Origin of the sequence: Pseudomonas sp. NFACC41-3 (genome assembly GCF_900109505.1) — a bacterium.
In the GTDB taxonomy this organism is placed as follows: domain Bacteria; phylum Pseudomonadota; class Gammaproteobacteria; order Pseudomonadales; family Pseudomonadaceae; genus Aquipseudomonas; species Aquipseudomonas chlororaphis.
Genome location: NZ_FOAE01000002.1, coordinates 131,208 through 155,473, shown reverse-complemented (window position 1 = coordinate 155,473; position 24,266 = coordinate 131,208). Strand labels below are relative to the sequence as shown.

General features: G+C 62.2%; 22 protein-coding genes and 1 riboswitch. Of the genes, 7 read left to right on the top strand and 15 right to left on the bottom strand.

Going from position 1 to position 24,266, the window contains the following annotated elements:
- Nucleotides 1–46 precede the first annotated feature (46 nt).
- From zapE to BMY68_RS10035, 3 genes are all read right to left on the bottom strand, one after another.
- Nucleotides 47–1,141, bottom strand: a complete 1,095-nt coding sequence (gene zapE, locus BMY68_RS10045) for a cell division protein ZapE (RefSeq protein WP_007928431.1) — start codon at nucleotides 1,139–1,141, stop codon at nucleotides 47–49.
- An 87-nt stretch (nucleotides 1,142–1,228) separates the two neighbouring features.
- The gene (locus BMY68_RS10040) at nucleotides 1,229–2,584 is read right to left on the bottom strand and encodes a tryptophan--tRNA ligase (RefSeq protein ID WP_085532348.1); all 1,356 of its coding nucleotides are present in this window, start codon (nucleotides 2,582–2,584) and stop codon (nucleotides 1,229–1,231) included.
- 24 nt (nucleotides 2,585–2,608) lie between these two features.
- Nucleotides 2,609–3,238, bottom strand: coding sequence for an alpha/beta hydrolase (locus BMY68_RS10035; protein ID WP_037035259.1), 630 nt, complete (start codon nucleotides 3,236–3,238; stop codon nucleotides 2,609–2,611).
- Between the two features lie 144 nt (nucleotides 3,239–3,382).
- On the opposite strand from BMY68_RS10035, the gene BMY68_RS10030 reads away from it, so the two are divergent.
- Complete coding sequence (locus BMY68_RS10030; protein WP_007928428.1) at nucleotides 3,383–3,817, top strand: Z-ring associated ZapG family protein; 435 nt, start codon at nucleotides 3,383–3,385, stop codon at nucleotides 3,815–3,817.
- 183 nt (nucleotides 3,818–4,000) lie between these two features.
- Here BMY68_RS10030 and BMY68_RS10025 read toward each other — a convergent pair whose 3' ends face one another.
- The 5 genes from BMY68_RS10025 to BMY68_RS10005 all read right to left on the bottom strand — a co-directional run bounded on the left by BMY68_RS10025 (nucleotide 4,001) and on the right by BMY68_RS10005 (nucleotide 6,679).
- Nucleotides 4,001–4,732, bottom strand: coding sequence for a YiaD family glycine zipper/OmpA-like lipoprotein (locus tag BMY68_RS10025; protein WP_009045527.1), 732 nt, complete (start codon nucleotides 4,730–4,732; stop codon nucleotides 4,001–4,003).
- A 114-nt stretch (nucleotides 4,733–4,846) separates the two neighbouring features.
- The gene (locus tag BMY68_RS10020) at nucleotides 4,847–5,491 is read right to left on the bottom strand and encodes an MBL fold metallo-hydrolase (RefSeq protein ID WP_009045528.1); all 645 of its coding nucleotides are present in this window, start codon (nucleotides 5,489–5,491) and stop codon (nucleotides 4,847–4,849) included.
- A 118-nt stretch (nucleotides 5,492–5,609) separates the two neighbouring features.
- Nucleotides 5,610–6,110, bottom strand: a complete 501-nt coding sequence (locus BMY68_RS10015) for a methylated-DNA--[protein]-cysteine S-methyltransferase (RefSeq protein WP_009045529.1) — start codon at nucleotides 6,108–6,110, stop codon at nucleotides 5,610–5,612.
- 148 nt (nucleotides 6,111–6,258) lie between these two features.
- Complete coding sequence (locus BMY68_RS10010; RefSeq protein WP_037004990.1) at nucleotides 6,259–6,504, bottom strand: hypothetical protein; 246 nt, start codon at nucleotides 6,502–6,504, stop codon at nucleotides 6,259–6,261.
- Nucleotides 6,494–6,679 carry a hypothetical protein gene (locus BMY68_RS10005; protein ID WP_037004992.1) on the bottom strand — a complete coding sequence of 62 codons (186 nt, stop codon included), beginning with the start codon at nucleotides 6,677–6,679 and terminating at the stop codon, nucleotides 6,494–6,496. The genes BMY68_RS10010 and BMY68_RS10005 overlap by 11 nt, the downstream gene beginning before the upstream one ends.
- A 134-nt stretch (nucleotides 6,680–6,813) precedes the next feature.
- Between BMY68_RS10005 and BMY68_RS10000 the strand changes: the two genes are divergently transcribed.
- Both BMY68_RS10000 and BMY68_RS09995 read left to right on the top strand, forming a co-directional pair.
- Complete coding sequence (locus tag BMY68_RS10000) at nucleotides 6,814–7,497, top strand: response regulator transcription factor (protein ID WP_085532350.1); 684 nt, start codon at nucleotides 6,814–6,816, stop codon at nucleotides 7,495–7,497.
- A complete protein-coding gene (locus BMY68_RS09995) occupies nucleotides 7,482–8,822 on the top strand; it encodes a sensor histidine kinase (RefSeq protein ID WP_085532352.1) in 1,341 nt (446 codons plus the stop codon). Before BMY68_RS10000 ends, BMY68_RS09995 begins: the two co-directional genes overlap by 16 nt.
- A gap of 8 nt (nucleotides 8,823–8,830) precedes the next feature.
- Here the strand turns inward: BMY68_RS09995 and BMY68_RS09990 are convergent, their stop codons facing one another.
- The 5 genes from BMY68_RS09990 to BMY68_RS09970 form a co-directional block, all read right to left on the bottom strand.
- Nucleotides 8,831–11,566: a winged helix-turn-helix domain-containing protein gene (locus BMY68_RS09990; RefSeq protein WP_085532354.1), complete on the bottom strand. Its 2,736-nt coding sequence runs from the start codon at nucleotides 11,564–11,566 to the stop codon at nucleotides 8,831–8,833.
- Nucleotides 11,567–11,893: 327 nt separating this feature from the next.
- Nucleotides 11,894–13,258, bottom strand: a complete 1,365-nt coding sequence (locus BMY68_RS09985; protein WP_007928419.1) for a DUF1329 domain-containing protein — start codon at nucleotides 13,256–13,258, stop codon at nucleotides 11,894–11,896.
- Nucleotides 13,259–13,286: 28 nt separating this feature from the next.
- Nucleotides 13,287–15,176 carry a DUF1302 domain-containing protein gene (locus BMY68_RS09980; RefSeq protein WP_009045534.1) on the bottom strand — a complete coding sequence of 630 codons (1,890 nt, stop codon included), beginning with the start codon at nucleotides 15,174–15,176 and terminating at the stop codon, nucleotides 13,287–13,289.
- Nucleotides 15,177–15,513: 337 nt separating this feature from the next.
- Nucleotides 15,514–17,196, bottom strand: coding sequence for a fatty acid--CoA ligase (locus BMY68_RS09975; protein WP_009045535.1), 1,683 nt, complete (start codon nucleotides 17,194–17,196; stop codon nucleotides 15,514–15,516).
- Nucleotides 17,197–17,365: 169 nt separating this feature from the next.
- Nucleotides 17,366–18,550, bottom strand: a complete 1,185-nt coding sequence (locus BMY68_RS09970; protein WP_009045536.1) for an MFS transporter — start codon at nucleotides 18,548–18,550, stop codon at nucleotides 17,366–17,368.
- A gap of 86 nt (nucleotides 18,551–18,636) precedes the next feature.
- Between BMY68_RS09970 and BMY68_RS09965 the strand changes: the two genes are divergently transcribed.
- Nucleotides 18,637–19,410, top strand: coding sequence for an AraC family transcriptional regulator (locus tag BMY68_RS09965; RefSeq protein ID WP_009045537.1), 774 nt, complete (start codon nucleotides 18,637–18,639; stop codon nucleotides 19,408–19,410).
- Here BMY68_RS09965 and BMY68_RS09960 read toward each other — a convergent pair.
- Complete coding sequence (locus BMY68_RS09960) at nucleotides 19,403–20,503, bottom strand: hypothetical protein (protein WP_085532356.1); 1,101 nt, start codon at nucleotides 20,501–20,503, stop codon at nucleotides 19,403–19,405. The two genes, BMY68_RS09965 and BMY68_RS09960, sit on opposite strands and share 8 nt — an antisense overlap.
- A 136-nt stretch (nucleotides 20,504–20,639) precedes the next feature.
- Nucleotides 20,640–21,269 (bottom strand): LysE family translocator, encoded by a 630-nt coding sequence (locus BMY68_RS09955; RefSeq protein WP_007928409.1) that lies wholly within the window; start codon nucleotides 21,267–21,269, stop codon nucleotides 20,640–20,642.
- Between the two features lie 82 nt (nucleotides 21,270–21,351).
- On the opposite strand from BMY68_RS09955, the gene BMY68_RS09950 reads away from it, so the two are divergent.
- The 3 genes from BMY68_RS09950 to BMY68_RS09940 all read left to right on the top strand — a co-directional run bounded on the left by BMY68_RS09950 (nucleotide 21,352) and on the right by BMY68_RS09940 (nucleotide 24,197).
- Nucleotides 21,352–22,317 carry a 2-hydroxyacid dehydrogenase gene (locus tag BMY68_RS09950; RefSeq protein WP_085532358.1) on the top strand — a complete coding sequence of 322 codons (966 nt, stop codon included), beginning with the start codon at nucleotides 21,352–21,354 and terminating at the stop codon, nucleotides 22,315–22,317.
- Nucleotides 22,318–22,350: 33 nt separating this feature from the next.
- Nucleotides 22,351–23,349 (top strand): class I SAM-dependent methyltransferase, encoded by a 999-nt coding sequence (locus BMY68_RS09945; protein WP_085532360.1) that lies wholly within the window; start codon nucleotides 22,351–22,353, stop codon nucleotides 23,347–23,349.
- A 52-nt stretch (nucleotides 23,350–23,401) separates the two neighbouring features.
- Nucleotides 23,402–23,523, top strand: a riboswitch (yybP-ykoY riboswitch).
- Between the two features lie 89 nt (nucleotides 23,524–23,612).
- Nucleotides 23,613–24,197 (top strand): TMEM165/GDT1 family protein, encoded by a 585-nt coding sequence (locus BMY68_RS09940; protein ID WP_009045541.1) that lies wholly within the window; start codon nucleotides 23,613–23,615, stop codon nucleotides 24,195–24,197.
- Nucleotides 24,198–24,266: the final 69 nt, after the last annotated feature.

The window sequence follows — 24,266 nt, the reverse complement described above, 5'->3', positions numbered from 1 at the left end:
TGAAAAAGGGCCTGCAATGCAGGCCCTTCTTTTTATCTGGAAACCGTTAAGGCTTGTGCGCCCGCGAGAGGAACTCGTGGGACTGCATTTCCAGCAGACGGCTGAGGGTGCGCTGGAACTCGAAGGTCAGGCGACCGCCGGTGTACAGATCCTTGAGCTCGACTTCAGCGGAAATGATCAGCTTGACGTTACGGTCGTAGAACTCGTCGACCATGTTGATGAAGCGACGGGCGATATCGTCGGTGGCGACGCTCATCTGCTCGACACCGCTGACCAGCACGGCGTGGAAGATCTTGCCCAGTTCGATGTAGTCGTTCTGGCTGCGTGGGCCATCGCACAGTTCGCGGAAGTCGAACCAGGCCACGTCATCGCAGGTACGCAGGGCGCGGATTTCGCGGTTCTCGACGATCAGCACATCGTTTTCCACCGCCTGGGTGCATTCCGGCGTCAGCGCGCGGAAGCTCTTGCGCAGGCTTTCGTGGGCCGCTTCGTCCAGCGGGAAATGGAACAACTCGGCCTGTTCCAGGTGACGCAGGCGGTAGTCAACGCCACTGTCGACGTTGACGATCTCGGTGTGCTGCTTGATCAGGGCAATGGCCGGCAGGAAACGCGCACGTTGCAGGCCGTCCTTGTACAGGCCGTCCGGCACGATGTTCGAGGTCGCCACCAGGGTCACGCCGTTCTTGAACAGCTCTTCCATCAGCGTGCCGAGGATCATGGCGTCGGTGATGTCGGAAACGAAGAACTCGTCGAAGCAGATCACCCGGGCCTCATCGGCGAAGCGCTTGGCGATGATGGTCAGCGGGTTCTTCTCGCCGCCCAGGGTCTTCATCTCTTCGTGCACACGCTTCATGAAGCGGTGGAAGTGAGTACGGACCTTCTGCTTGAACGGCAGGGCTTCAAAGAAGGTATCGACCAGATACGTCTTGCCACGCCCTACTCCGCCCCAGAAGTACAGGCCCTTGACCGGCACCTGGTCTTTCTTGCCAAACAGCTTGCCCAGCAGGCCCGGCTTGTTGTTCGACGCGGCGATCAGATCGTCGTACAGGCGCTGCAAATGACGCACGGCGGTTTCCTGCGCGGCGTCGTGGAAGAACTCCGGGCGTTTCAGATCAGCTTGGTATCGTTCTAGGGGCGTCATAATTCGTTAGCAAGGCAACAAAAACGGGCCGTCACTGTAGCGACGGCCCTTGAGAATGGCAATCAGCCCTTGGTCGGGAGATTGCGGTTAGTCCTGCACAGGCGTCAGGGCGACGCGCAGCGCATCGATTGCCGCATCGCGGGCCGCCGCGTCGGCAAAGGCCGGGCTGTCGGCCACGCACTCGCCTTCCAACCAGACGCTGAAACCCAGCGCTTCACTGCGCAGATCCAGCGCCTGGCCGGATTGCAGTTGCTTGGTCACCGCACCTGCGGTCTTGCCGTCGGGGAAGTTACGCGACAGCAACAGTTGCTCGCCATCGGCGGCCAGCAGACGGAAGCGGAAGCTGCCGTCGTCTTCGCGGAAGCTGACGAAGCGCGCGGCCTTGACCGCTTTCTTCTTGGTCGCCGCCGCCACTTGTACCTGATTGACGAACGAACGCAGGCCCACGGCCTCGCGCAGCTCGTTGAGGAATGGCGTGGCCACGGCGCGGGCTTTCTTGGCGCCGGCCTGGAGGATGTCTTCCAGGTCCGAAGGACGCTCGATCAACTGGTGATAACGCTCGCGCGCCTCGCCCAACTGGTTGTCCAGCAGCTGGAACAGACGATTCTTCGCCTCGCCCCAACCCAGGCCCTGCAGCAGCTCGCTGCGGAATTCGTCGGCCTGGGCCGGCGTCGCGAAAGCCTGGAACAGGGTGAACAGGTGAGCGTTGTCAGGGTCCTTGGCTTCGCCAGGAGCGCGGGAGTCGGTGACGATGCGCGAGATCGCGTCCTTCATGTCCTTGGCGCTGCTGAACAACGGGATGGTGTTGTCGTAGCTCTTGGACATCTTGCGGCCATCGAGGCCCGGCAAGGTGGCGACGCTTTCCTCGATCAGCGCCTCGGGCATGGTGAAGAATTCCTTGCCCTGACCGAACAGATGGTTGAAGCGCTGGCCGATATCACGGGCCATTTCCACGTGCTGGATCTGGTCGCGACCGACCGGCACCTTGTGCGCGTTGAACATCAGGATGTCCGCGGCCATCAGCACCGGGTAGCTGTACAGGCCCATGGTGATGCCGGCATCCGGGTCTTCGCCGGTCTCGACGTTTTTATCCACCGAAGCCTTGTAGGCGTGAGCACGGTTGAGCAGGCCCTTGGCCGCCACGCAGGTCAGCAACCAGGTCAGTTCCGGGATTTCCGGGATGTCCGACTGGCGGTAAAAAGTCACGCGTTCCACATCCAGGCCACCGGCCAGCCAGGTCGCGGCGATTTCCAGGCGCGAGCGCTGGATACGCAGCGGGTCATCGCACTTGATCAGCGCGTGATAGTCGGCCAGGAAGTAGAACGAATCGGCATTGCTGTCGCGGCTGGCGAGAATCGCCGGGCGGATGGCGCCGGCGTAGTTGCCCAGGTGCGGCGTGCCGGTGGTGGTGATGCCGGTGAGGATGCGCGTACGAGTAGTCATGGGTAATCGCTTATCAGACTGCAATCAATTCGAGAGTCGTGGCAGCACCAGATCCTTGAGATCGGTGAGCTTGCCATGAAAAAAGTGTCCGCATTCTGCCACTTTCAGCAGCTCATGGGGGCGCTCAAGCGCGTCGGACCAGTCGTAGACCAGCTGCGGGTCGACCACTTCGTCGGTTTCCGGCTGGATCAGGGTCAGCGGGCAGTTCTGCGGCAGCAGGTCACTATCGCGCAAACGCATCACGGCGGCGGCAACCATGAACAGGTGCTTGAGCGGCTCGCCGCGGGCTTCCAGGCGTCCGCCGAGACTGGCGGCGACGAAGCCGCCGAAGGAGAAGCCGAGCAGGGTCATCGGCAAGTCCGGGTGCCTGGCCCGCAGCCATTCGGCAGCCGCCTGCGCGTCGTCGACTTCACCGCTGCCCATGTCGTGGCTGCCTTCGCTGGCGCCGACGCCACGGTAGTTGAAACGCAAGGTGATCAGGCCGGCGTCACGCGCCGTACGTTGCAGGGTCGAGACCACCTTGTTGAGCATGGTGCCGCCCTGCACCGGGTTCGGATGGCAGATCAGCGCCACGCCACGGGCGTCGGCGACATCCAGATACAGGGCTTCCAGTTGACCGACCGGGCCGGCAATCACTACGGGGGTTTCACGCATAAGCAAGGAAGGAACTCCGTGACCTCGAATCGGGTCGACTCGTCTAGCAAATTGTCTGTGCCAATCTATTGCGAGTGAATCGCGGTATACAGCGCAGGTTCGAGCCGTTAACGTAAAGCAAAGCCGTTTATAGAGGAAGGACTCGTGGAACACTCGCTCTTAGTTTGGTTGTTGCCGACTCTTGCCCTGATCGCGGGTGTCGCCATTGGATTTCTGGTCGCTCGCCTGCTGCCGAATGCCGCGCCTAACCGCACGCAACGTCAGCTGGATGATATTCAGGAACGTTTTGACAGCTATCAGAACGAAGTGGTCACCCACTTCAACAGCACCGCCACCCTGGTGAAAAAACTCACTCAAAGCTATCAGGAAGTGCAGGACCACCTCGCCGAGGGCGCCAACCGCCTGGCCCTGGACGAGTTGACCCGCCAACGCCTGCTGGCCGCGCTGCACTCCGACTCGGTGCAGGCTCCACGGGAACGCCTGACGCCACCGCGCGACCAGGAACCGCCACGGGACTACGCGCCAAAGACGCCTAACGCGCCTGGCATGCTCGACGAGCATTATGGTCTGAAGAAGTAATCAGGCTTCGCGTCCAATAAAAAGCCCCCGGACCATTCGGTTGTCCGGGGGCTTTTTTGTATCTGGTGATTTGATAGCGACTGTGCCGACCTCTTCGCAGGCAAGCCCGCGAAGAGGTCGGCAAAGGCCACACACAAAAATGCCCGATCACAGGATCGGGCATTTCTTCATTCAAACGATCAGTTACGGATACTGCTGAACCGTACCCGGCTGTTGCTGCTGACCACCATACTGCTGGCCAGGAATCGCCTTGAGGTTCACTTCCACCCGACGGTTCTGCGCACGGCCATTGACGTCGCCGTTGCTGGCGATCGGGTTATCCGGGCCAGCGCCACGGGCCGACAGGTTGGCACCGCTGACACCTTGCGAGGTCAGGTAGGTCGCCACGCTCTGGGCGCGACGCTGGGACAAGTCCATGTTGTGCTGGCGGCTGCCGGTGCTGTCGGTGTAACCGACGATTTCGATCTGGTTCTGGTTGAACTCCTTGAGGGAGTTGGCCAGGTTGTTCAGCGGTTGATAGAAGCTTGGGGCGATGTTCGCCGAATCGGTGGCGAAGGTGATGTTGCCCGGCATGATCAGTTTGATCTGATCGCCCTGGCGCTGCACTTCGACCCCGGTATTGGCCATGCTGGCACGCAGTTTCTTTTCCTGCTGGTCGGCGTAGTAGCCGTAGCCGGCGGCGGAAGCACCGACTACCGCGGCGCCGATCAGCGCGCCCTTGCCACGGTTGTTGTGGTCGATGGCGGCACCGGCCAGCGCACCGGCCAAGGCACCCAGGCCACCGTATTTTGCAGTTTTGCTCATGCCCGTGGAGCCGTCGGCCTGCCCCTGATTGTCATAGGGGTTAGGCGAAGCACAGCCGGACAACAAGGCCACAGCGGTAGCAACAACGATCAAACGACGCGAGGTGAACATGGAGAAGCTCCTACTTTTTTCATTCTGTGATGCAGCGGACGTTGGCAACAGACCTTTGCAGGCGTTTGAACACGGCCAATGACAAAAATTCCGTGAAACTTTTGACAGCAAAGGTCAGGCCCTGACAAAGGGATTTTCACGCATTTCATCGCCCAGGCGGGTGTCCGGACCATGCCCGGCCACCACAGTCGCGTCTTCGTCGAGGGTGTACAGACGCTGCTTGATCGAACGCACGATGGTGGCCTGGTCGCCCCCCCACAGATCCGTGCGCCCTACCCCGCGCTTGAACAACGTGTCGCCGGCAATCAGCAGCTTAGCCTCTGCGAACCAGAAGCTCATGGAACCTGGGGTATGTCCCGGCGTATGCAGGGCCACGCCGCAACCGCAGGCCAGCTCTTCGTCATCCGCCAACCAGCGATCCGGTGCTGGTACCGGCGTGTAAGGCACACCAAACATGCTGCACTGCATCTCCAGGTTGTCCCAGAGGAACTGATCCTCCTTGTGCAGGTGCAGGGTCGCGCCGGTTTTCTCCTTCATCTGTCCGGAGGCCAGGAAGTGATCCAGGTGGGCATGGGTATGAATGATGCTCACCACCTTCAGCCCCAGCGCGTCGAGCCGCGCCATGATCAGGTCGGGATTGCCGCCCGGGTCGACGACTATGGCCTTCTTTGTAACAGGGTCGCCGATGATCGTGCAGTTGCACTGCAAGGGACCGACGGGGAAGGTTTCGCGAATAAGAGCAGGCTTGGCGGCTTCCATGGGATGTTCCTGAAGAAATCGATAGGCCATTCTCGCACAGCTTGCAGCCACTGCTTTGCCGCGTAATGCAGACAACGACAACTGCCGCCCGCGCCCCCGGGGCGGCAATCATTCACAGTCAGAACGCCAACTGCAGGGTTTCCTCGCCTTCCAACGCCAGCAGAAACTGCTTGGCCTGCAGGCCGCCGGCAAAACCGGTGAGGCTGCCCGAGGCGCCGATCACCCGGTGGCAAGGCGCGATGATCGAGATCGGGTTCCGGCCATTGGCCGCACCGACTGCTCGCACGGCCTTGGGACTGCCCACCTGCGCGGCAATCTGGCTATAGCTGCGGGTTTCACCGAAAGGAATGGTCAGCAGCGCCTGCCAGACCTTGCGCTGGAACTCGGTGCCGACAAAGTCCAGTTCCAGCTCGAAGCGATCGCGGCTACCGGCAAAGTACTCCTTGAGCTGGCGCTCGGTTTCCAGCAAGACCGGATGATCGTCGGCAGGCTGCAACGGGCCGAGACGCACCCGGTTTTCGCGTTCGTTCTCCCAGAGAATCGCGGCGAGCTTCGTGCCTCTGGCAACCAGGGTCAGTTGACCGACAGGCGAGTTGATCAATTTGAATACGCAGGACATGACAAGCCTCCTTTATCTTCCAGGGAGATCAGGCCCGGACCTGGCCTTCATCTCGGTACGCCTGCACTGTAGATCGACATTCAAGCGCAAGAACTACGTTTCTTGCGCTTGAACTCAGTGCCGGATTTTCCCGGGGCCGCTACATCGGCTACTCATCCTCTTCGATCAGATAACAATTGTCACTGCTGCTGCGCCGGCCATGGGGATCGACGATAAAAGCCCCGCGCCCGTTGCCGCACTCCAGCAGATGCACCGGCGACAGCTCACGCTGTTGATCGATACGCGCATTGAGCCGGACGATATAGGTGCCCAGCGCAAGCGCCACGCAAAGAATCAGCAACAGGCACAGCACCAACTGGTCGGTGTAATCCGCGCAGGTCTTTTCAGAAGGCATAGGCAATAGAGCCCGATCCTGCTGCCAGCCCGCCCCCATTCCCGGTCAAGAACCCTGACAGCGGCCCACCCCCGCCCAGGCGCGCCACAGACGTGCCGGGCGACAAGGCACAGGCCATCAGGCCGATGACAATCAAGACCAGCAGAATGCCTTTGGCGACAGGAGACAGGTTCATGGTGGCGCTCTCTTGGTGTAAAAGCCGCCACCCTAGAGTCCGACAGGTTAACGCCAGGTAAACATCGGTAAAAAACGCGCCGGCTCCGTTATCCTCTGGGCCACTGAGCGACACAGGTCCAAGGGGACGTTCCCGTGCATATCCACCTGCTGCTGGTCGAGGACAACCTCGACCTGGCCAACACCGTTATCGAATACCTGGAAATCACCGGGATCGTCTGCGATCACGCCAGTAATGGCCAGACCGGCCTGAACCTGGCGCTGAGCCAACACTATGATGTGATCCTGCTGGACATCATGCTGCCGCGCCTGGACGGCCAACAGCTGTGCAAACAGCTGCGCGAACAGGGCAAACAGACACCGATCCTGATGCTCACCTCGCTGGATGCCCTGCCGGACAAGCTCGCCAGCTTTGCCATGGGCGCCGACGATTACCTGGTCAAGCCCTTCGAACTGGCCGAACTGGTGGCCAGGATCCGCGCCCTGAGCCTGCGGCGCAGCGGCCAGGCCAGCCGCCTACAGGTGGCCGACCTGACCATGGATCTGTCCACCCGCAAGGTCAGCCGCGCCGGACAGGAACTGCACCTGTCGCCCACCTGCTGGACCCTGCTGGAATGCCTGATGCGTGCCAGTCCCGAGCCGGTGGGGCGCGAACGTCTCGAGGCGACGGTCTGGGGCGACGAGCCGCCGGACAGCAATACCCTCAAGGTACACATGCACCGCTTGCGCAAGGCGGTGGACAAGGATTTCAGCCAAACGCTGATCCACACTATTTCTGGCGTCGGTGTGCAGCTGAGGACCCCATGCGTAAAGGGCTGAGTCTGAAATGGGTGATCAGCGGCAGTTTCCTGCTGTTGATCGCCGTGGTGCTGCTGATCTACAGCCAGCTGCTATCGAGCTATAGCATCCGAGGCCTGCTCTATACCGCCAGCGCCATGATGGAAGAAGAAGCCCTGTATTTCGTCAGGCACTACAAGAAAGACCCAAGCCTTGCCCCGCCGCAGAACTACTTCTTCAGCAGCGTTATTGGCAAGGAAGCGCTGCCGCCGAAAATTCGCCAGTTGCTGGATACGCCGCCAACCCTGTCCTTCGGTGCCGTGCAGGTGTTCGGTGAACTGGACGCCGATGGACAGGATGAAGTCAAGGCGATCCTGGCCCAGCCCCTGGGTGACGGCAAAATCCTCTACATGTTCGATGTCGACCACGACCATGAAGAAGGTGGCGAGGTCGAGACCCCGTTGTCCGATGCCTATCTCGATCACGAACTGAACAGCATTAATGTCATCAGTCTGGCGGTATTCATCCCGGCACTGATCATCATCGCCCTGCTGGTCTGGTGGCTGGTGCGCCCCCTCGGCCGGCTGGCCCAGTGGTCCACCACCCTGAAAGATCCGGAGAAGGTGTCCAGCCAACGCCCGAATTTCCGTTTCAAGGAGTTCAATGTCCTGGCCGACTCCCTGGCCCAGAGCGTGCAGCAGGTGCAGGCCGCCAGCCAGCGCGAAGGGCGCCTGCTGCGCTACACCAGCCATGAGTTACGCACGCCGCTGGCGGTGCTCAAGGCCAACCTGGAACTGCTGACCCTGCAGGCCGGCGGTTCGCTGCCCCTGCCTCTGCAACGTATCGAACGCTCGGTGCTGAACATGCAGCGCATTGCCGAGACGCTACTGTGGATGAGCCGCGAGCGCGTTGAACCCTTGCCGGAAGAAGCCATCGACATGGCCGAATTGTTCAACGAATTGATCCAGGAGCATCGCTACCTGATCGGCAAGCGGGATATCGAACTGATCCTCGACATCAGCAACGAGCCTTGTCGCCTGCCCCTGACCGCCTGCCGAATCGTGGTTGGTAATTTTCTGCGCAATGCCCTGCAATATGCTGAAGAAGGCAGCATCGAAATCACCTTCGAACAGCTGCAACTGCGCATCGTCAACCGTATCCGTGATACCAGCCAGGCGGAAGAATCCAGCGACTTCGGCTACGGCCTGGGCCTGGAGCTGATGCGCCAGCTGTGCGCCAGGCTGGGCTGGCACATCCAGGTCCTCACCGAACAACAGCGCTTCACCGTGACCCTGGACTTCAACACCGCAGAGCCCCCTGCTTCGCCCCAGGAGCGAGCCGAGGACGATACCAGCAAGATCAGCTGACCGCTCAATCAGCCCAGTAATCCCAACTCCTGGGCCCGGGCCACGGCCTGGGTGCGACGCTCCACCCCCAGCTTGCTGTTGATATGGCTGGCGTGGGTCTTCACGGTGTGCAGCGAGATAAACAACTGATCGCTGATTTCCTGGTTGGAACAGCCCTGGGCGATCAGTTGCAGCACCGCCAGCTCGCGGGAGCTGAGGGCTTCGCCGTGATGCTGCTCCAGGGAATCACGTGCCACGGCGACCGGCAGGCGTTCGAGCAAGGTCTGGCGCAATGGTGTCGCCGCCCCCTGCTGAAGTTGCTCGCGAACCCAGGCCGGATGCGCCCGCACCGCCCATTCGAACGGTTGCAATGCCCCGCCCACGGCAGCCTCCAGCGCCTGGGCAAAGGCCTGCCGGGCCTCGGGGTCGCGCCCCTGGGCCAGCAACAGCGCGACCTTCTGGTTCAACGCCATCACATTGAGCATCTGCCGCCCGGTCTGCCGGCCATGCTCCAGCAGTTTGTCCAGGCGCTGCTCGGCCAGGGCCGGCTCGCCCTGGATGCTGTCGAGCAAGGCTTGCTGCAACTCGATATGCAGCGGCAGTTGTGGATGAAATTCCGGTGCCGCGGCGGCCTGGTCGCCGGTGTAGGTCTGCCCCAGGCGAGCCAGCCAGGCCTGCGCCAGGTCCGTGCGGCCCTGGGCCAGCCAGAGTTCGCATTTGACCAGGGTGATCATCGCCAGGTAGTAGATCGGCGGTACGTCCCAGATGTGCATCAGGCGTTCGGCCTCGGCCAGTTCGGCAAAGGCCTTGGCAAACTCACCGTTGTGACCTTCCAGGTTGGCGATCACGCAATGGCCGATCAGCACGCTGATATCGCGACAGGCCCGCGCCTCGATCAGCCCCGCCCGCAGGCGCGCCAGTCCGGTCTCGGGCTGGCAGCGCAACGCCAGCAGGTAACCCTCATACAACGTCAGCCGCGCCCGCACCGCGTACAGGCGTTGCGCGGACAGGCCATACAAGCGCTGCAAGCCCTGGCGGACTTCATCCAGCGCCCGCAAGATCTCACCGCGGGCTTGCAGCACCCGGGCCCGGTCGTAATGGGCCAGGGCCTCGAACAAGGGGTTGCCGACCCGCTGCGCCAGTTCCAGGGACTCGCGGTTGAGCCCCCGGGCACGCCACAGGTCGCCATCGGCGATCGCCAGGTTGGAGAGGGTCGACAGGCACACCAGCCGCTGCCCGTAACGCTTCTGCGGCAAGGTTTCCAGGGCTTCGGTGCAATACAGCAGGGTCAGCTCGCGATTCCCACGCCCCCGGGCGACGATCCCGCTCAAGGCCAGCCATTGCGCGAGCATGGATTTCTGCGCGGTGGCCGAAGGGGCCGGCAGAAAGCGGCTCAAATGGCTGGCCAGCTCCTCGGCGGCGTCCAGCTGGCACGCCAGCCCCAGCGCCCAGCTGTACAGCACGATCAGCCGCGGGGTGCTGATCAGCAGGCTGTCGGGCAAGTCCATTTTCCAGCGCAGCAGCATGCCGACGTTCTGCTCGGCCAGCAGTTGTTCCTCGGACAGGTTCTGTACCAGGTTCGCCGCCACGTCCAGGTGCCCGGCGCGCAACGCCTGCTCCACCGCTTCGTCCAGCAGCCCCTGGGCGTTGAACCAGCGACAGGCCCGCAGGTGCAGGCTGGCCGGCGGCAATATCGCGTTGGCGGTGGGCCGGGTGCGCAGCAGGTCGGAGAACAGGTGGTGATAACGGTACCAGTGCCCCTGCTCGTCCAGCGGCACCAGGAATACTTGGTGGGCCAACAGGTAACGCAGGATCTCGGCACTGTCGTGGGACTCGCGCAATGCATCGCACAGGTCGCTGCAGAAACGTTCCTGGGGCGCCGTGTCGTAGAGGAACGACTGCACTTCGGCAGGCAGGCAATCGATGACCTCTTCCAGCAGATAATCGCGAATCAGGCCTTCGCCGCCATTCAGCGACTGCGGCAAGGTCGCGCCACTGCCCGCCTCCGAGGCCGCCAACAGCCAGAAACGCAGCCCCGCCACCCAGCCTTCGCTGCGCAGAATCAGGCTTTCCAGCGCCTCGCCGCGCAGCGAACTGCTGTGCCGGTCGAGCAGGGTCAGGGATTCGTCGTAGGTCAGGCGCAGGTCCTGCTCATGCAGTTCCAGCAACTGCCGCGACAGGCGCAGACGCGCCAGGTGCCAGTCCGGGCGCTGGCGGCTGGTTACCAGCACCAGCAAGCCGTCGGGCAAATGATTGAGGAAGAACTGCAGGCAGCGATCGAGCACCGGCCCCTGGGCCAGGTGGTAATCGTCCAGTACCAGCAATAAGGGAGATGCACTGGAAAGATGGGCCGCCAACTCATCGAGCAGCCCGTCCAGCCACTCTTCGAAGGCGAAGGGCTGGTGGCGCTGGCGCATCTTCAGCAGCCCGAGGGATTGGTTGCCCAGTTGGGCGAAATATTGTTGCAGCCCCTCAAGCAGGCGCTCGAGAAAACGTCCCGGATCGCTGTCCCGGCGACTGAGCCCCAGCCACAGGCTGCGCCAGTGCGGCGGCAGGCTTTGGCAGAACTCCACCGCCAGCGAACTCTTGCCAAAACCGGCCGGTGCGCTGACCAACAGCAGCCGGCCATTGAGGCCCGCGCTCAGGCGCTCGCACAGACGCGGCCGCAGTACGTAGCCGTCGGGCAAGGGAGGTCGGTAGAAGCGCCCTTCCGGCGCGGGAATGGCCGCACCGGCAGGCCCCTGGATACGGGACAGATCAGTCATGGCCAACTCTTATTGAAGTGCTGTTGTCGGCAATACAGATGTCGGCAGACTAGCGGTAAAAAGCCCCCTGTTGAAGATTTTTGCTACAGATGGATAGAAAAAGAATACAACCAGGTTTGTCAGCACTCCCCGCATACCTGTAGGAGCGAGCTTGCTCGCGATAGGGCAGCGCGGTTTTACCGGGAGATGGCATTGTCTGGAGTTTTTTTCGCGAGCAAGCTCGCTCCTACAGAGGCCACCCCGCGCCTTGTAGAAAAACGCAGACAATAAAAAACGCCCCGAACCAGTCGGGGCGTCGATCGAGGATGCGCCTCGATTTACCGCGGGTTAACGAACGCCATCCTGGCGCAGGGCCGCCGGAGTGAAGTCGCTGGTGGTGGCGGTGAAGCCGAAGTCGTAGGCTGATTTCTCTTCGTTCTTCATGCCCAGTGCCAGGTAACGGCCGGACTGCAGGTCGTAGAGGGTTTCCAGGGCGTACCACGGCACTTGCTTGTCGTAGTAGTTCTCGGCATGCGCCTCGGCCACGCGCCACAGTTGACCACGACCGTCGTAGTGGTCGATCACCGCGGCCTGCCAGGTGTCTTCATCGATGTAGAAGTCACGCTTGGCGTAGATATGGCGCTGACCTTCCTTCAGGGTCGCGACCACGTGCCAGACACGGCGCAGCTCGTAGCGAGCCAGGTCCTGGTTGATGTGGCCGGCCTTGATGATCTCGGCGTACTTCAGCTGCGGCGAGTCGAGCTTGTAGCTGTTGGAGGCGATGTACATCTCCTTCTTGCCTTCCAGCTTCCAGTCGTAGCGGTCCGGCGCGCCGTTGTACATGTCGAGGTTGTCGGAGGTACGCAGGCCGTCGGCGGCGGTACCCGGACCGTCATACGACACTTGCGGGGCGCGACGCACACGACGCTGGCCAGCGTTGTAGACCCACGCCGAACGTGGCTCCTTCACCTGGTCGAGGGTTTCGTGCACCAGCAGCACACCACCGGCCAGACGCGCCGGCGCGGTCACTTTCTGCTTGAAGTAGAACAGGATGTTGCCCGGGTTCGCCGGATCGTAGTCCTTCATCTTGTCGCGGAACACGAACTGGTCCTGGAAGTACACCAGGCTGAACGAGCCGTTGGCCTGTGGCGTCGCCTGGGTCACCAGGCGGGTCACGCTGCCGCCGCGATAGCGGGTGATGTGGTTCCAGATAACTTCCACGCCGCTTTTCGGAATCGGGAACGGAATGGCGGTCTTGAAGTTCTCCAGGCCGTTGCCGCCGCTGACCAGGTTGGTCTTGGTGGCGTTTTCCTTGATCGCGGCGAACACATCGGCTGGCACCGTGGCGCCGCGGTGGGAAGGATAGACCGGCATCTTGTAGGTTTCCGGGTAGCGCTTGAACATCGCGTACTGCCCTGGCGCCAGCTTGTCCTTGTACTGCTCGACGTTCTGCGCGGTGATGGTGAACTGCGGCTGCTCGCTGGCGTACGGGTTGGACAGGAAACCCTTGCCATCCACACTGCCGGCGTTGGTCGGCAAGGCTTTCCAGGCCGGAATGGTGCCGGCTGAGTTACCGGCCATTTCCGCGCCCATCGGCGTCAGGGAGGTACCCAGCTTGGCCGCTTCATCGGCCGAGACCGCGGCCATGACCCCGGTCGCCAGCAGCGACAGCCCGAGGACACCGACCTGCAACAGACTCTTGGTTACTTTCATATTCTTGTTCTTCCTGAAAATGCAGTGCTTAGAAGTTCACGCCGAAACTGAGGGCCACGAAGTCACGGTCATCCACGGTGGTGTACTTGCCGTCGAAGAAGTTGGTGTACGCCAGGCTCGCGGTGTAGGTGTTCTGGTACTCGGCATCCACGCCCAGGCTGATGGCCTTGCGACCTTCCTCGAAGTTGCCGCCAGGGCCAGGCGAGTAACCGCTGACGTCATGGGACCAGGCCACGTTCGGCTTGAGGTTCACACCGGCGAACACGTCGTTGTATTCCCAGATGGCACGACCGCGATAACCCCAGGAAGTCGAGGTGGTGAAGCCGTCGTCGTTGCAGTTGCGGCTGCGATTGTTGGTTGCCGTTCCTGGACCCGCGCCGTTGATGGTGCTGGTGTTGAGGATCTGCGAGCAGGTGTCCAGGCTACCGGTGGCAGGCAGTTCGCCCGGGCCATAGACCGGATCGCGGCCATAACGAACCTTGGAGGTGCTTTCCAGGCCGCCCACGTAGGTCAGGCCGACTTCACCAACCAGGGTCAGGCGGCTCGCGCCCATGACCTGATCGAAGAAGTGGGTGAAGGTGGTCTGGAGCTGGGTGATTTCTTTACGGCGATAACCGTGCAGGTCCTGACCCGGGGAGCCGTCGAGCAGCGAGGCATTGGCCAGGGTGCCACCCAGGGGGCGAACACCGGCGAACAGGATATCGGTGGAGTTCAGCTGCACCGGAGCGTTCGGGCGATAGCTGATCTCACCGCTCCATGCGGTACCGGTAGGCAAGGTGGTGGAGAAGCTCAGGCCGTAGAGACGGATGTCCTCAGGGTACTCGACGAAGTACTCGGAGCTGCCCGCCACCACCAGTGGGCCCAGGGCGCGGAACGCTGGAGGCAAGGCCGCGACACGGTCGAAGACCGACTGCGGAGCACCGGTGGCGCTGAAGATCGGCGCACGGCTGTGGTAGTTCATGAAGTACGCGCCGAACTCGGTGTCGAGCGGCTCGTACATGTACTTGAAGGACACGCCCCACTGCCCGCTGTCCCGTGCATCGCGGTCCGGTCCACGACGCACCAGCACGCCTTCCTGATTGACGTCGACGCCCGCGGCGGCCAGTGGCCCCAGGGCAATCGACGGTATGGTCGAGCGCTTGTTCAGCACCCGCAGGTTGTCGGTGCAACCGTCGGCGATGATGTCCGGCTGGGAGAAGAAGGTGCCGCAGTTGTCGACGACGGTCTGGTCCCATTCCAGCTGATAGAAGGCTTCGGCCGAGAGGTTGTCGGTCAGGCTCTGGGAGACGTAGAACATGTTGACCGGGATCAGGCCTTCCTTGACCTCCGCGCCAGGACGGCGGAAAGCCGATACGTCGATCGGGTTGATCGAGTTGATGCCGCCGCCGATGAAGGTACTTTCACCCCAGCTCACGACTTGCTTGCCCAGGCGCACGGAACCCGGCTGCTCGGCGATCGAGTAGTTGTGGTAGATGAAGGCGTCGAGGATCTGCCCGCCGGAGGACTTGGCGCCTTCCTTACGGTTGCTGTCGCTGATGTCCTTGAACTCGCGGCTTTCGTCCTTGAGCTCGAAGTCATACCAGTATTTGCCACGGACGAAGACGCCGGTATCGCCGTATTTCAGTTCAAGGTCGTGGATACCCTTGAAGATCTTGGAAAAGGTTTCGCCGCTTTTGAAGTTAGCGTGGCCATCGTCGGAGGTCTGGGACAGGCCATGACCGCCGTTGTTGACACCAATCAGATTCTTGTTGGGGCTCTGGGTAGACCAGCTCGCACCCAGCGATAGAGAAGAGTCGAACTGACCTTCGATTTCACCGATGTTGAAACTGACGCCGAAGGCAGGTCCGGCGAGCGTAGAGGCGAGACTGACGGCCAGAGGCAGTTTCGCCCGGCGCCAGAACTGGTTTACTGATGTCATCGACGCTACTCCATGTGCTTTATTGTTATGGCAGTGAGCACTTTTAAAAACGCTCTGAACGGGCGGAACCCAGTCAGCCCCGAAGTCGTTCAAAGTTGCATCGCCCCATGTTGTGCGGTTGCCCCGTTCTTAAAAATCCTTGGGCGGACTATAGCCAGCGGGTGGTACGGCTTGATCCCTCTAAAGTGTGATTTGCAGCCTCCAACCACTCTGGAACGGTCCTTTCGCCAGTCCGGCAAATGCCGGCACGGCAAGGATGGCTGAAAATTCGGATTTGACAAGGCAAGCGCTTGCTTGGTGGGCTCTACCGTGCCCTTTCGGGCACGGTAGAGGGTGTTTATAGCGTCGAAAGAAAGGTGCTGTTGTTGGCCTGCCATTCGGTGATGTCGAGGCGGATGCGCTTCTTGTCGAGCTTGCCGACACTGGTCTTGGGAATTTCAGTAACAAGGGCGATCTGGCTGGGAATCGCCCACTTGCTCAAGTGCCCCTGTTCGACAAACGGCTTGAGATGCTCCTTGAGCTCCTTGGCCTCGATCGCATGCCCTTCACGGACCACCAGCAAAGCAAACGGGCGCTCGCCCCATTGCGGATCGGGGATCCCCACCACTGCTACTTCGCGTACCGCCGGGTGGCGGCTGATCAGGTCTTCCAGGGCCAGGGACGATACCCACTCGCCTCCGGTCTTGATCACATCCTTGATCCGGTCGCGAATATCGATCACGCCCATGCCGTCGAGAGTCGCCACGTCGCCGGTGTGCAGCCAGCCGCCTTCCCACAGCTCCGCGCCCTTCTGCGGCTCGTTGAAATAGCCTTCGGTCAACCAGGGCGCACGCAGCACCAGCTCACCCTGGGTCTCACCATCGGCCGGCAGGAAGTTGCCGTCGCCATCGACAATCGCCGCCTCCACCAGAGGTCCGGGTACGCCGGCCTTGATCCGGTAGGTAGTGCGCTCATCCTCGGTACCCGCCAGCAGTTCTTCGTTGAGGTGGGCACAGGACACCAGCGGCCCGGTTTCCGACATGCCATAGGCCGCCGTCAGCTGAATACCCTTGGCCTTGGAGGCCTCGTACAGCGCACGGTTGAGCGCACTGCCGCCAATGACGATCTTCCAGCCGCCGAAATCCGTGCCCTGGGCCGCCTTGGCATTGAGCAGCATCTGCAGGATGGTCGGCACGCAATGGGAGAAGGTGACCTTTTCCTTGCGCCACAGCTCCACCAGCAGTTCCGGGTCGTAACGGCCGGGGTAGACCTGCTTGAGGCCGAGCATGGTCGCCACATAAGGCAGGCCCCAGGCATGCACATGGAACATCGGGGTAATGGGCATGTACACATCGCTGGTGCCCAGCAGGCGCACGCTGTCGATGCTGCCCATAATCACCGCCACGCCCATGGTGTGCAGTACCAGCTGGCGGTGGGTGAAGTACACGCCCTTCGGATTGCCGGTGGTGCCTGTGGTGTAGAAGGTGGTGGCCACCGAGTTTTCGTCGAAATCCTCGAAGGCGTACTGGGTGCTGGCAGCCGCCAGAAGCTGCTCGTATTCGCCCACCAGGTTGGGCAGGTCGGCGCTCTGGTCCGGGCCGTCGGTCAGCAGCAGGGTTTTCTCCACCGTGCTCAGTTGCCCGGCGATCGCCTGGTAGAGCCCGACAAACTCGCTGTTGACCAGCACGAAGCGGTCCTCGGCGTGATTCATGGTGTACAGGATCTGTTCCGGCGACAGGCGCACGTTGATGGTATGGATCACCGCGCCGATCATCGGGATGGCGAACATGCACTCCAGATAGCGATGGCTGTCCCAGTCCATCACCGCCACGGTATCCCCGGCCTTGACCCCGGCAGCCGTCAACACGTTCGCCAGCCTGGCCACGCGCTCGATCAGGGTTGGGTAGCTGTAACGCAGTTTGTCCCGGTAGACGATTTCACGGGTCTTCTCGTAACGGGTGCCGGACATCAGCAGCCGCTTGATCAATAGCGGGTATTGGTAGGCGCCTTCGGCTGGCGGAATAACGCGAGTCTGCAACATAAGCATCCCTTTTCGTGACTGCACGGTCGTGGCTGAAGAACGCTCACTCTAGAGCGCCGCTGGCTCTGCCAAATCAGCCAAAGGAATGATTTGCAGAGCCGTACGAATGCTAGCTCCAAGCCAGCATTCGCGCGACCGTGGATTCACGCGAAGACACTCCTGTGCCCCCTCAAGCGGCCTGCCCCGCCGCGGCTTCCGCCGGGGTACGCGGGAAGATCAACGCGGCGGCGAAGGTCAGCGCAGCGAAACCGCTCAGGATCAGATACAGCCCGGCCAGCCCCTGGCGCGGTTCGACAAAGGCAATCAACGGAATAGCCGTGGCGCTCGCGCCAAACGACAGGCAATAGCGCAAGGCAAACACCCGGGACTGCCACTGCGGAGCAACGAAATTGGCGACCATCGCATCGTTCACCGTGACCTGCCCGAACACCACGAACATAAAGGCCGCTCCCAGGACGATGACCGACCAGCCCTCGACCTCGGCCAGGCCGAACAGCAGCGGCGCCTGGCACAGGGTCAAGAAGATAAAGGGCCATTTCAGACTGAAGCGATGCAGCACCCGGCCAATGCTCAGTTGTGCCACAGCGCCGAAGGCATACGCCAGACTGACCACCAGGCCCAGGGTCTGCGGCGAAGCGAACAGGTCCTGCAGGCGCTCCTGGAACAGCTTCGGGTAGGTCATGGTGGTGGCGTTAAACACCACCCCACCGGTCGCGGTTGCCAGGGCCAGGACGCCAAACACCATGGCCATGGAAATACGCTGGCCATCCGCGCCCTTGAGCCGCACATGAGGCCTTGCCGGGATGGCTTCTTCACGCACCTGCCAGGCAAACCCCAGGCCCAGGGCAATCGCCACCACGCCCGGCAGGATGAACGCCGAACGCCAGCCGAAATGCGCCACCAGCAGCCCGGTGATCAATGCCGAAAAGGCCACGCCGAGATTGCCCCACATGCCGTTGATGCCGATCTCCCGCCCGCGGTTCTGCGCATAGGCCACCAGCATCGCCGTGCCCACCGGGTGGTAGATCGCGGCAAACACCCCCATCAGCGTCAGGCCGACCACCAGCATCGTCGGGCTGCTGCTCAGGCCGGTGAAAATCGCCGAGGCGCCGATACCGAAGAAGAACAGCAGCATCATCTGCCGCCGGCTCCAGTGGTCGCCCAGCCAGCCGGCCGGTAGCGAACAGGCACCGAAGGCAATGAAGCCACCCAGGGAAAGACCGATCAGCGCGGCATAGTCCAGGTCGAAGGCCCGGGTCATCCCGAGCACAGCGGCGGGGAAGATCAGCATGAACATGTGATCGATCACATGGGCGGCGTTGATGTAGCGGATTACGTTTCGAGATTGATTCATGACGGCACACTGCTTCGTTGTAGGTATGCCGTTATGCTAGGTTGGCTATAAAACGCACTCCTGACAATAAAGTCATCGGATCGGACATGTTAATCAGCCACTTTCAGCACGGCCCGGTCAGCGCCTATCCACGCGATTATCTCGACGGCGCCCACCAGGAGTTGCACCGGCATCGCGAGGCGCAACTGCTGTACGCAGTGCGCGGGACCATGCGCGTGGTAACGGCCCAGGGCGCATGGGTCTTGCCACCGACCCGAGCGGTGTGGATTCCGCCCCTGGTGGAACATGAAATCTTCATGGCCGGCGATGTGCACATGCGTTCGCTGTTCATCGCCCCCGAGCTGTCACCGCCCTCGTTGCAGCAATGTTGCGTGCTGGCGGTCACGCCGCTGCTGCGCGAACTGATCCTGCGGGCCGTGCAGGGTCGCGAACACGCGGAAAACCCACTGATCCAGCAACTGATGCTGGAAGAAGTCGCCCGCCTGGAGAACCTGCCGCTGCATATTCCCATGCCCCGCGACCGGCGCCTGCAAGCCATTTGCCAGGCGCTGCTGCAGATGCCGGATCATGCCAATACCCTGGAAGACTGGGCGCAGCAGGTCGGCGCCAGTTCACGAACGCTGGCGCGGCTGTTTCAGCAGGAATTGCACATGAGCTTCAATGCCTGGCGCCAGCAACTGCGCCTGATGGAGGCCCTGCCACGCTTGATCGCCGGCGAGAGCCTGCAGCAAGTGGCGACGGCCTTGGGTTATGGCAGCGCCCGAGCCTTCAGCGCGATGTTCTGCCGCTTGCTCGGCCACCCTCCGCGGGAATACCTCGGCGCCCTGAATCAGTTCAAGGCGCTAGGCCCCATCACTTAGCCCCGTGTGCAGGCCCGTGCGGTTGCAAATGCTGTTGCAGGTAGCTGCGCAGACGTTTTTCCACATCGCGGTTACGCGGCCTGGGCAACCCGGCCGGCCATTCGCCACGCGCCAGCGCGCGAATCGGCGCCTGCTGGCTCATGTCCCGGCGCTGGATCTGGCGCAGCCCCTGATCCCACCAGACATGGCGGCAAGCCTCGACATAGGGCGAGATCGGACCGCAGCTGCCATACAGCAGGTCGCGTCCGACTTTTTGCATGTCCTTGTTCTGCCGCCTCAAGTAAAACTTGATCCGCGAGCGCTGAAACAGCGACGGCAAGGGTTTACGCCGTGGGACCTCGCGCTGCAGGCGCAGCAACTCCGGCCGGAAGGCTTCGCCATGGCGCTGGAAGAACAGCGCTTGCATGGCGTGGAAGAAGTCCTTGTCGGAGAAGTAGTGATAGATGCAACTCTTGCTCTCGCCCACGGATTGACCGCGCAAGGCAAATGACAAGGCGATCTGTTCCAGGGTGTGCAGGTCCTTGATGTGGGCGCTCCATTCGTCAATCAAGGCAATCGAGGCTTGCATCAGCGGACCATCGCCGGCCGTCAGGCCACAAACCCCGCTGTTGAACAGACGCTGGTCGTCGGCTACCGACTGACCGCTGGCCTGCAGGTAGCGGTCGAGTTTGACGAACTCGGGGCGGGTACGGACCTCGGACCAGAGAAACTCGTCTTCATCGATCAGGTACTGGCCGGGGGCGATGCGATCGAACAGCCGCTGCGGGTCGGCCTCGAACAAGGTGTCGGTATCGACAAACAGGGTCTTGTCCGCCAGCGCGAGGCCTGCGGCAAAGGCACAGGCCTTGCGCCGGTGGTAGTAGCCCTGGTCACCCTGCCACTCGACCAGCGTTTGCTCACTCAACGGCACCACTTGCACCGGCCAGCCGCGGTAATCCTCGGGGCGGTCGGTCATGACCCGAATCACCAGCGGTTCGGCACTCTTGCTCTGGTCGAGGGCCGTCAGAATGCTGAATTTCGCTTCATGGCGATAAACCTCTTTGCCGCCATAAACCAGATAGAGCAACTGCTGCGGTACTTTTTGTATCGTCATCAAGCGTCCGGTCTCGCGCGCTCTCCGGCCGGTCAACGGGCTCGACCGGCCGGAGTGGCATAAAAGCGGACGATTGTACGATTAATCCCAATTAAGGATCAGAAATATCCGATCAACCTGAACGAGAAAGACCGCCTCAATGCATCTCGGTAAAGGCCAGCTTCACCCCGATGGCGATCAGCACCGCGCCCATGGTGCGGTCGAACCAGTGGCCCATGCGGGCAAAACCGGCGCGGACTTTCTGCTGGCTGAACAGCAGCGCCACCAGGCAAAACCAGGTAGCCGTCGCCACCGCCAGGTACACGCCATAACCGGCCTGAATGGCCAGGGGCGTATGCGGATTGATGACCACGGTGAACAGCGACAGGAAAAACAGCGTCGCTTTCGGGTTCAGGCCGTTGGTCACGAAGCCGGAAGTGAAGGCGCCGCGCGCGGTGCGCTCGCCAGCTTCCAGGTGCAGGTTCTCGGTAGCGGGCTTGGCCGGCTGCGCCCGCAGGGCCTTGTAGCCGATGTACAGCAGGTAAGCGGCGGCGGCCCATTTCAGCGCGTTGAACAGCACGATCGACTGCGACACGATCAGGCCGATACCCAGCAGCGAATACCCCACGTGCAGGAAGATCGCGGTGCCGACGCCCAAGGCGGTCCAGGTGCCGGCGCGGCGCCCGTGGGTCACGCTTTCGCGCACCACGACGGCGAAATCCGGGCCCGGGCTGGCCACTGCGAGCAGGTGAATAAGGGCGACGGTCAAGAACTCGGCGAGGTACATGGACACTCCTGTGTTTCTAATTATTTCATCTGTTAGGCTCGGCAGATTACGCCTTCAGACCCTCGTGCAAAAGGTACAGTTGATGACTAACAATCGCCGCGCCGTCTTCCTCGACCACAGCTCCCTGGACCTCGGCGACCTCGACCTCAGCGCGCTGCGCCACAGCTTCGACGAACTGCAACTGCATGACCGGACCCGCCCCGAACAGGTGGTCGAGCGCCTGCGGGGAGCCCAGGTGGCGATCAGCAACAAAGTGTTGCTCAATGCCGAAACCCTGGCCGCCTGCCCCCAACTGAAACTGATCCTGGTGGCGGCCACCGGCACCAACAATGTCGATCTGGCCGCCGCCCGCGCCCAGGGCATCACCGTCGCCAACTGCCAGGGCTACGGCACACCATCGGTGGCCCAGCACACCCTCATGCTGCTGCTTAACCTCGCCACCCGCCTCGGCGATTACCGCCAGGCGGTCAGCGACGGTCGCTGGCAGCAGGCCCGGCAGTTCTGCCTGCTGGACTTCCCGATCGTCGAACTGCAAGGCAAGACCCTGGGCCTGCTGGGCCATGGCGAACTGGGTGGCGCCGTCGCCCGCCTGGCCGAAGCCTTCGGCATGCGCGTGCTGCTGGGGCAGATTCCCGGCCGCCCGGCCCGCGCCGACCGCCTGCCGCTGGATGAATTGCTACCACAAGTCGATGCACTGACCTTGCACTGCCCGCTCAACGAACATACCCGGCACTTTATCGGCGCCCGGGAGCTGGCCCTGCTCAAGCCCCAGGCCTTTGTGGTCAACACCGCCCGTGGCGGCCTGATCGACGAGCAGGCCCTGGCCGACGCCCTGCGCCGCGGTCACCTGGGTGGTGCGGCCACCGACGTGTTGAGCGTCGAGCCACCGACCGCTGGCAACCCGCTGCTGGCCCATGACATCCCGCGGCTGATCGTGACCCCACACAACGCCTGGGGCAGCCGCGAAGCCCGGCAGCGCATCGTCGGCCAGCTGGCGGAAAACGCCCAGGCGTTTTTCAGCGGTACAGCGCTGCGGGTCGTCAGTTGATAAACTGCGCCACTTTTTTCCCAGGAGCAGATTATGGATCCGCGCAGTGAAGTACTGCTTCGTCAGGCTGACTTGTTTCAAGGCTCGCTGCTGCTGGCCGGCCTGCCCGCCGATGACCTGCTCGGCCGCCTGCCGGGCGCCCATGGCTGGTGCTGGCACGCCGGCGATCAGGCCGCCCTGGATGCGCGTTTCGCCGGGCGCAGCCACTTCGGCGTGACGGCCCCCGAGCAAGCCTTTGCCAACGCCGTACTGTTCCTGCCCAAGTCCAAGGAACTGACCGACTACCTGCTCAACGCCCTCGCCTCGCGCCTGGCCGGGCGCGAGCTGTATCTGGTCGGGGAAAAACGCAGCGGCATCGAACGCGCGGCCAAGCAGCTCAACCCCTTCGGCAAACCGCGCAAGCTCGACAGCGCGCGGCACTGCCAGCTGTGGCAAGTGACAGTAGACAACGCGCCACAAGCCGTCAGCCTGGAAAACCTGGCCCAGGAATATGAACTGCCGTTGGCCGAAGGGCCGCTGAAAGTGGTCAGCCTGCCGGGGGTGTTCAGCCATGGTCGCCTGGATCGCGGCAGCGCCCTGTTGCTGGAACACCTGGACAAACTGCCCAGCGGCCACCTGCTGGATTTCGGTTGCGGCGCCGGGGTTCTGGGCGCGGCGATCAAACGTCGCTACCCGCATAACAATGTGACCCTGCTGGATGTCGATGCCTTCGCCGCTGCCAGCAGTCGCCTGACCCTGGCCGCCAATGGCCTGGAAGCCGAGGTCCTGACCGGGGACGGCATCGATGCCGCGCCCATGGGCTTGAACACCATCCTAACCAATCCGCCGTTCCATGTCGGGGTCCACACGGACTACCAGGCAACAGAGAACCTGCTGCGAAAAGCAGCCAAACATCTGAAAACAGGGGGCGAACTTCGGCTGGTGGCCAACAGCTTCCTGCGTTATCAACCGCTGATCGAAGAGCATCTCGGCCCTTGTTCGATCAAGGCCGAAGGCCAGGGTTTTCGCATCTACAGTGCCAAGCGCGGCTGAAAACCTTTTTGCAAAAGAACGCTTGCCGAATGGATTTTGCCTAGGCAGAATCCGCTCCGTCCTAGGGGAGTAGTCTCCCGCGAGCGCCACGCTCGCCCGGCATGCGTCAACATACTTGATCCTCAGATCATGGCGCATGCGACCCAAGAGTCCGCACAGACGGACCGCAGGGTTTGACAAGACCTATGACACGCACACCTTACCCGGGGCGGGAAGGCTGTACGTGTCATAGCCGTGTCGACCCGCCCCTTAGGAATGCCCTGATGCTGGATTCTCTACTGGTTCCCACCGCGATCGTTGCCTTGGCCGAAATCGGCGACAAGACGCAACTGCTTGCCCTCATTCTCGCCGCGCGCTTTCGCAAACCCTGGCCGATCATCGCCGGCATCGTCGCCGCGACCCTGGCCAACCATGCGGCAGCCGGTGCGGTAGGCGCCTGGTTCGGCAGCTTCTTCTCGGACGCGACCTTGCACTGGATCCTCGCCGCGAGCTTTACCGCAACCGCGCTCTGGACCCTGGTGCCGGACAAGATGGACGACGACGAAGCCAGCACTGCCCGCAAGTTCGGCCCCTTCCTGACCACGCTGATCGCGTTCTTCCTCGCTGAAATCGGCGACAAGACCCAGATCGCCACCGTCATGCTCGCGGCGCAATACCCGGAACTGTGGCTGGTCATCATCGGCACCACCGCCGGCATGCTGATCGCCAACGTCCCGGTGGTACTGGCCGGCAACTTCGCGGCGGAGAAACTGCCCCTGACCCTGATCCGTCGCCTCGCGGCTTCGGCGTTCTTCATCCTGGCCATTGTCGCGGTGTACAAGGCCATGCAGAGCAGCGGCTGGTTGTAAGCGCACCCTCAGCAGGCACGCCTCCAGGCAAACCTGCGAGCACAAAAAAGCCCCGAACCAGTCGGGGCT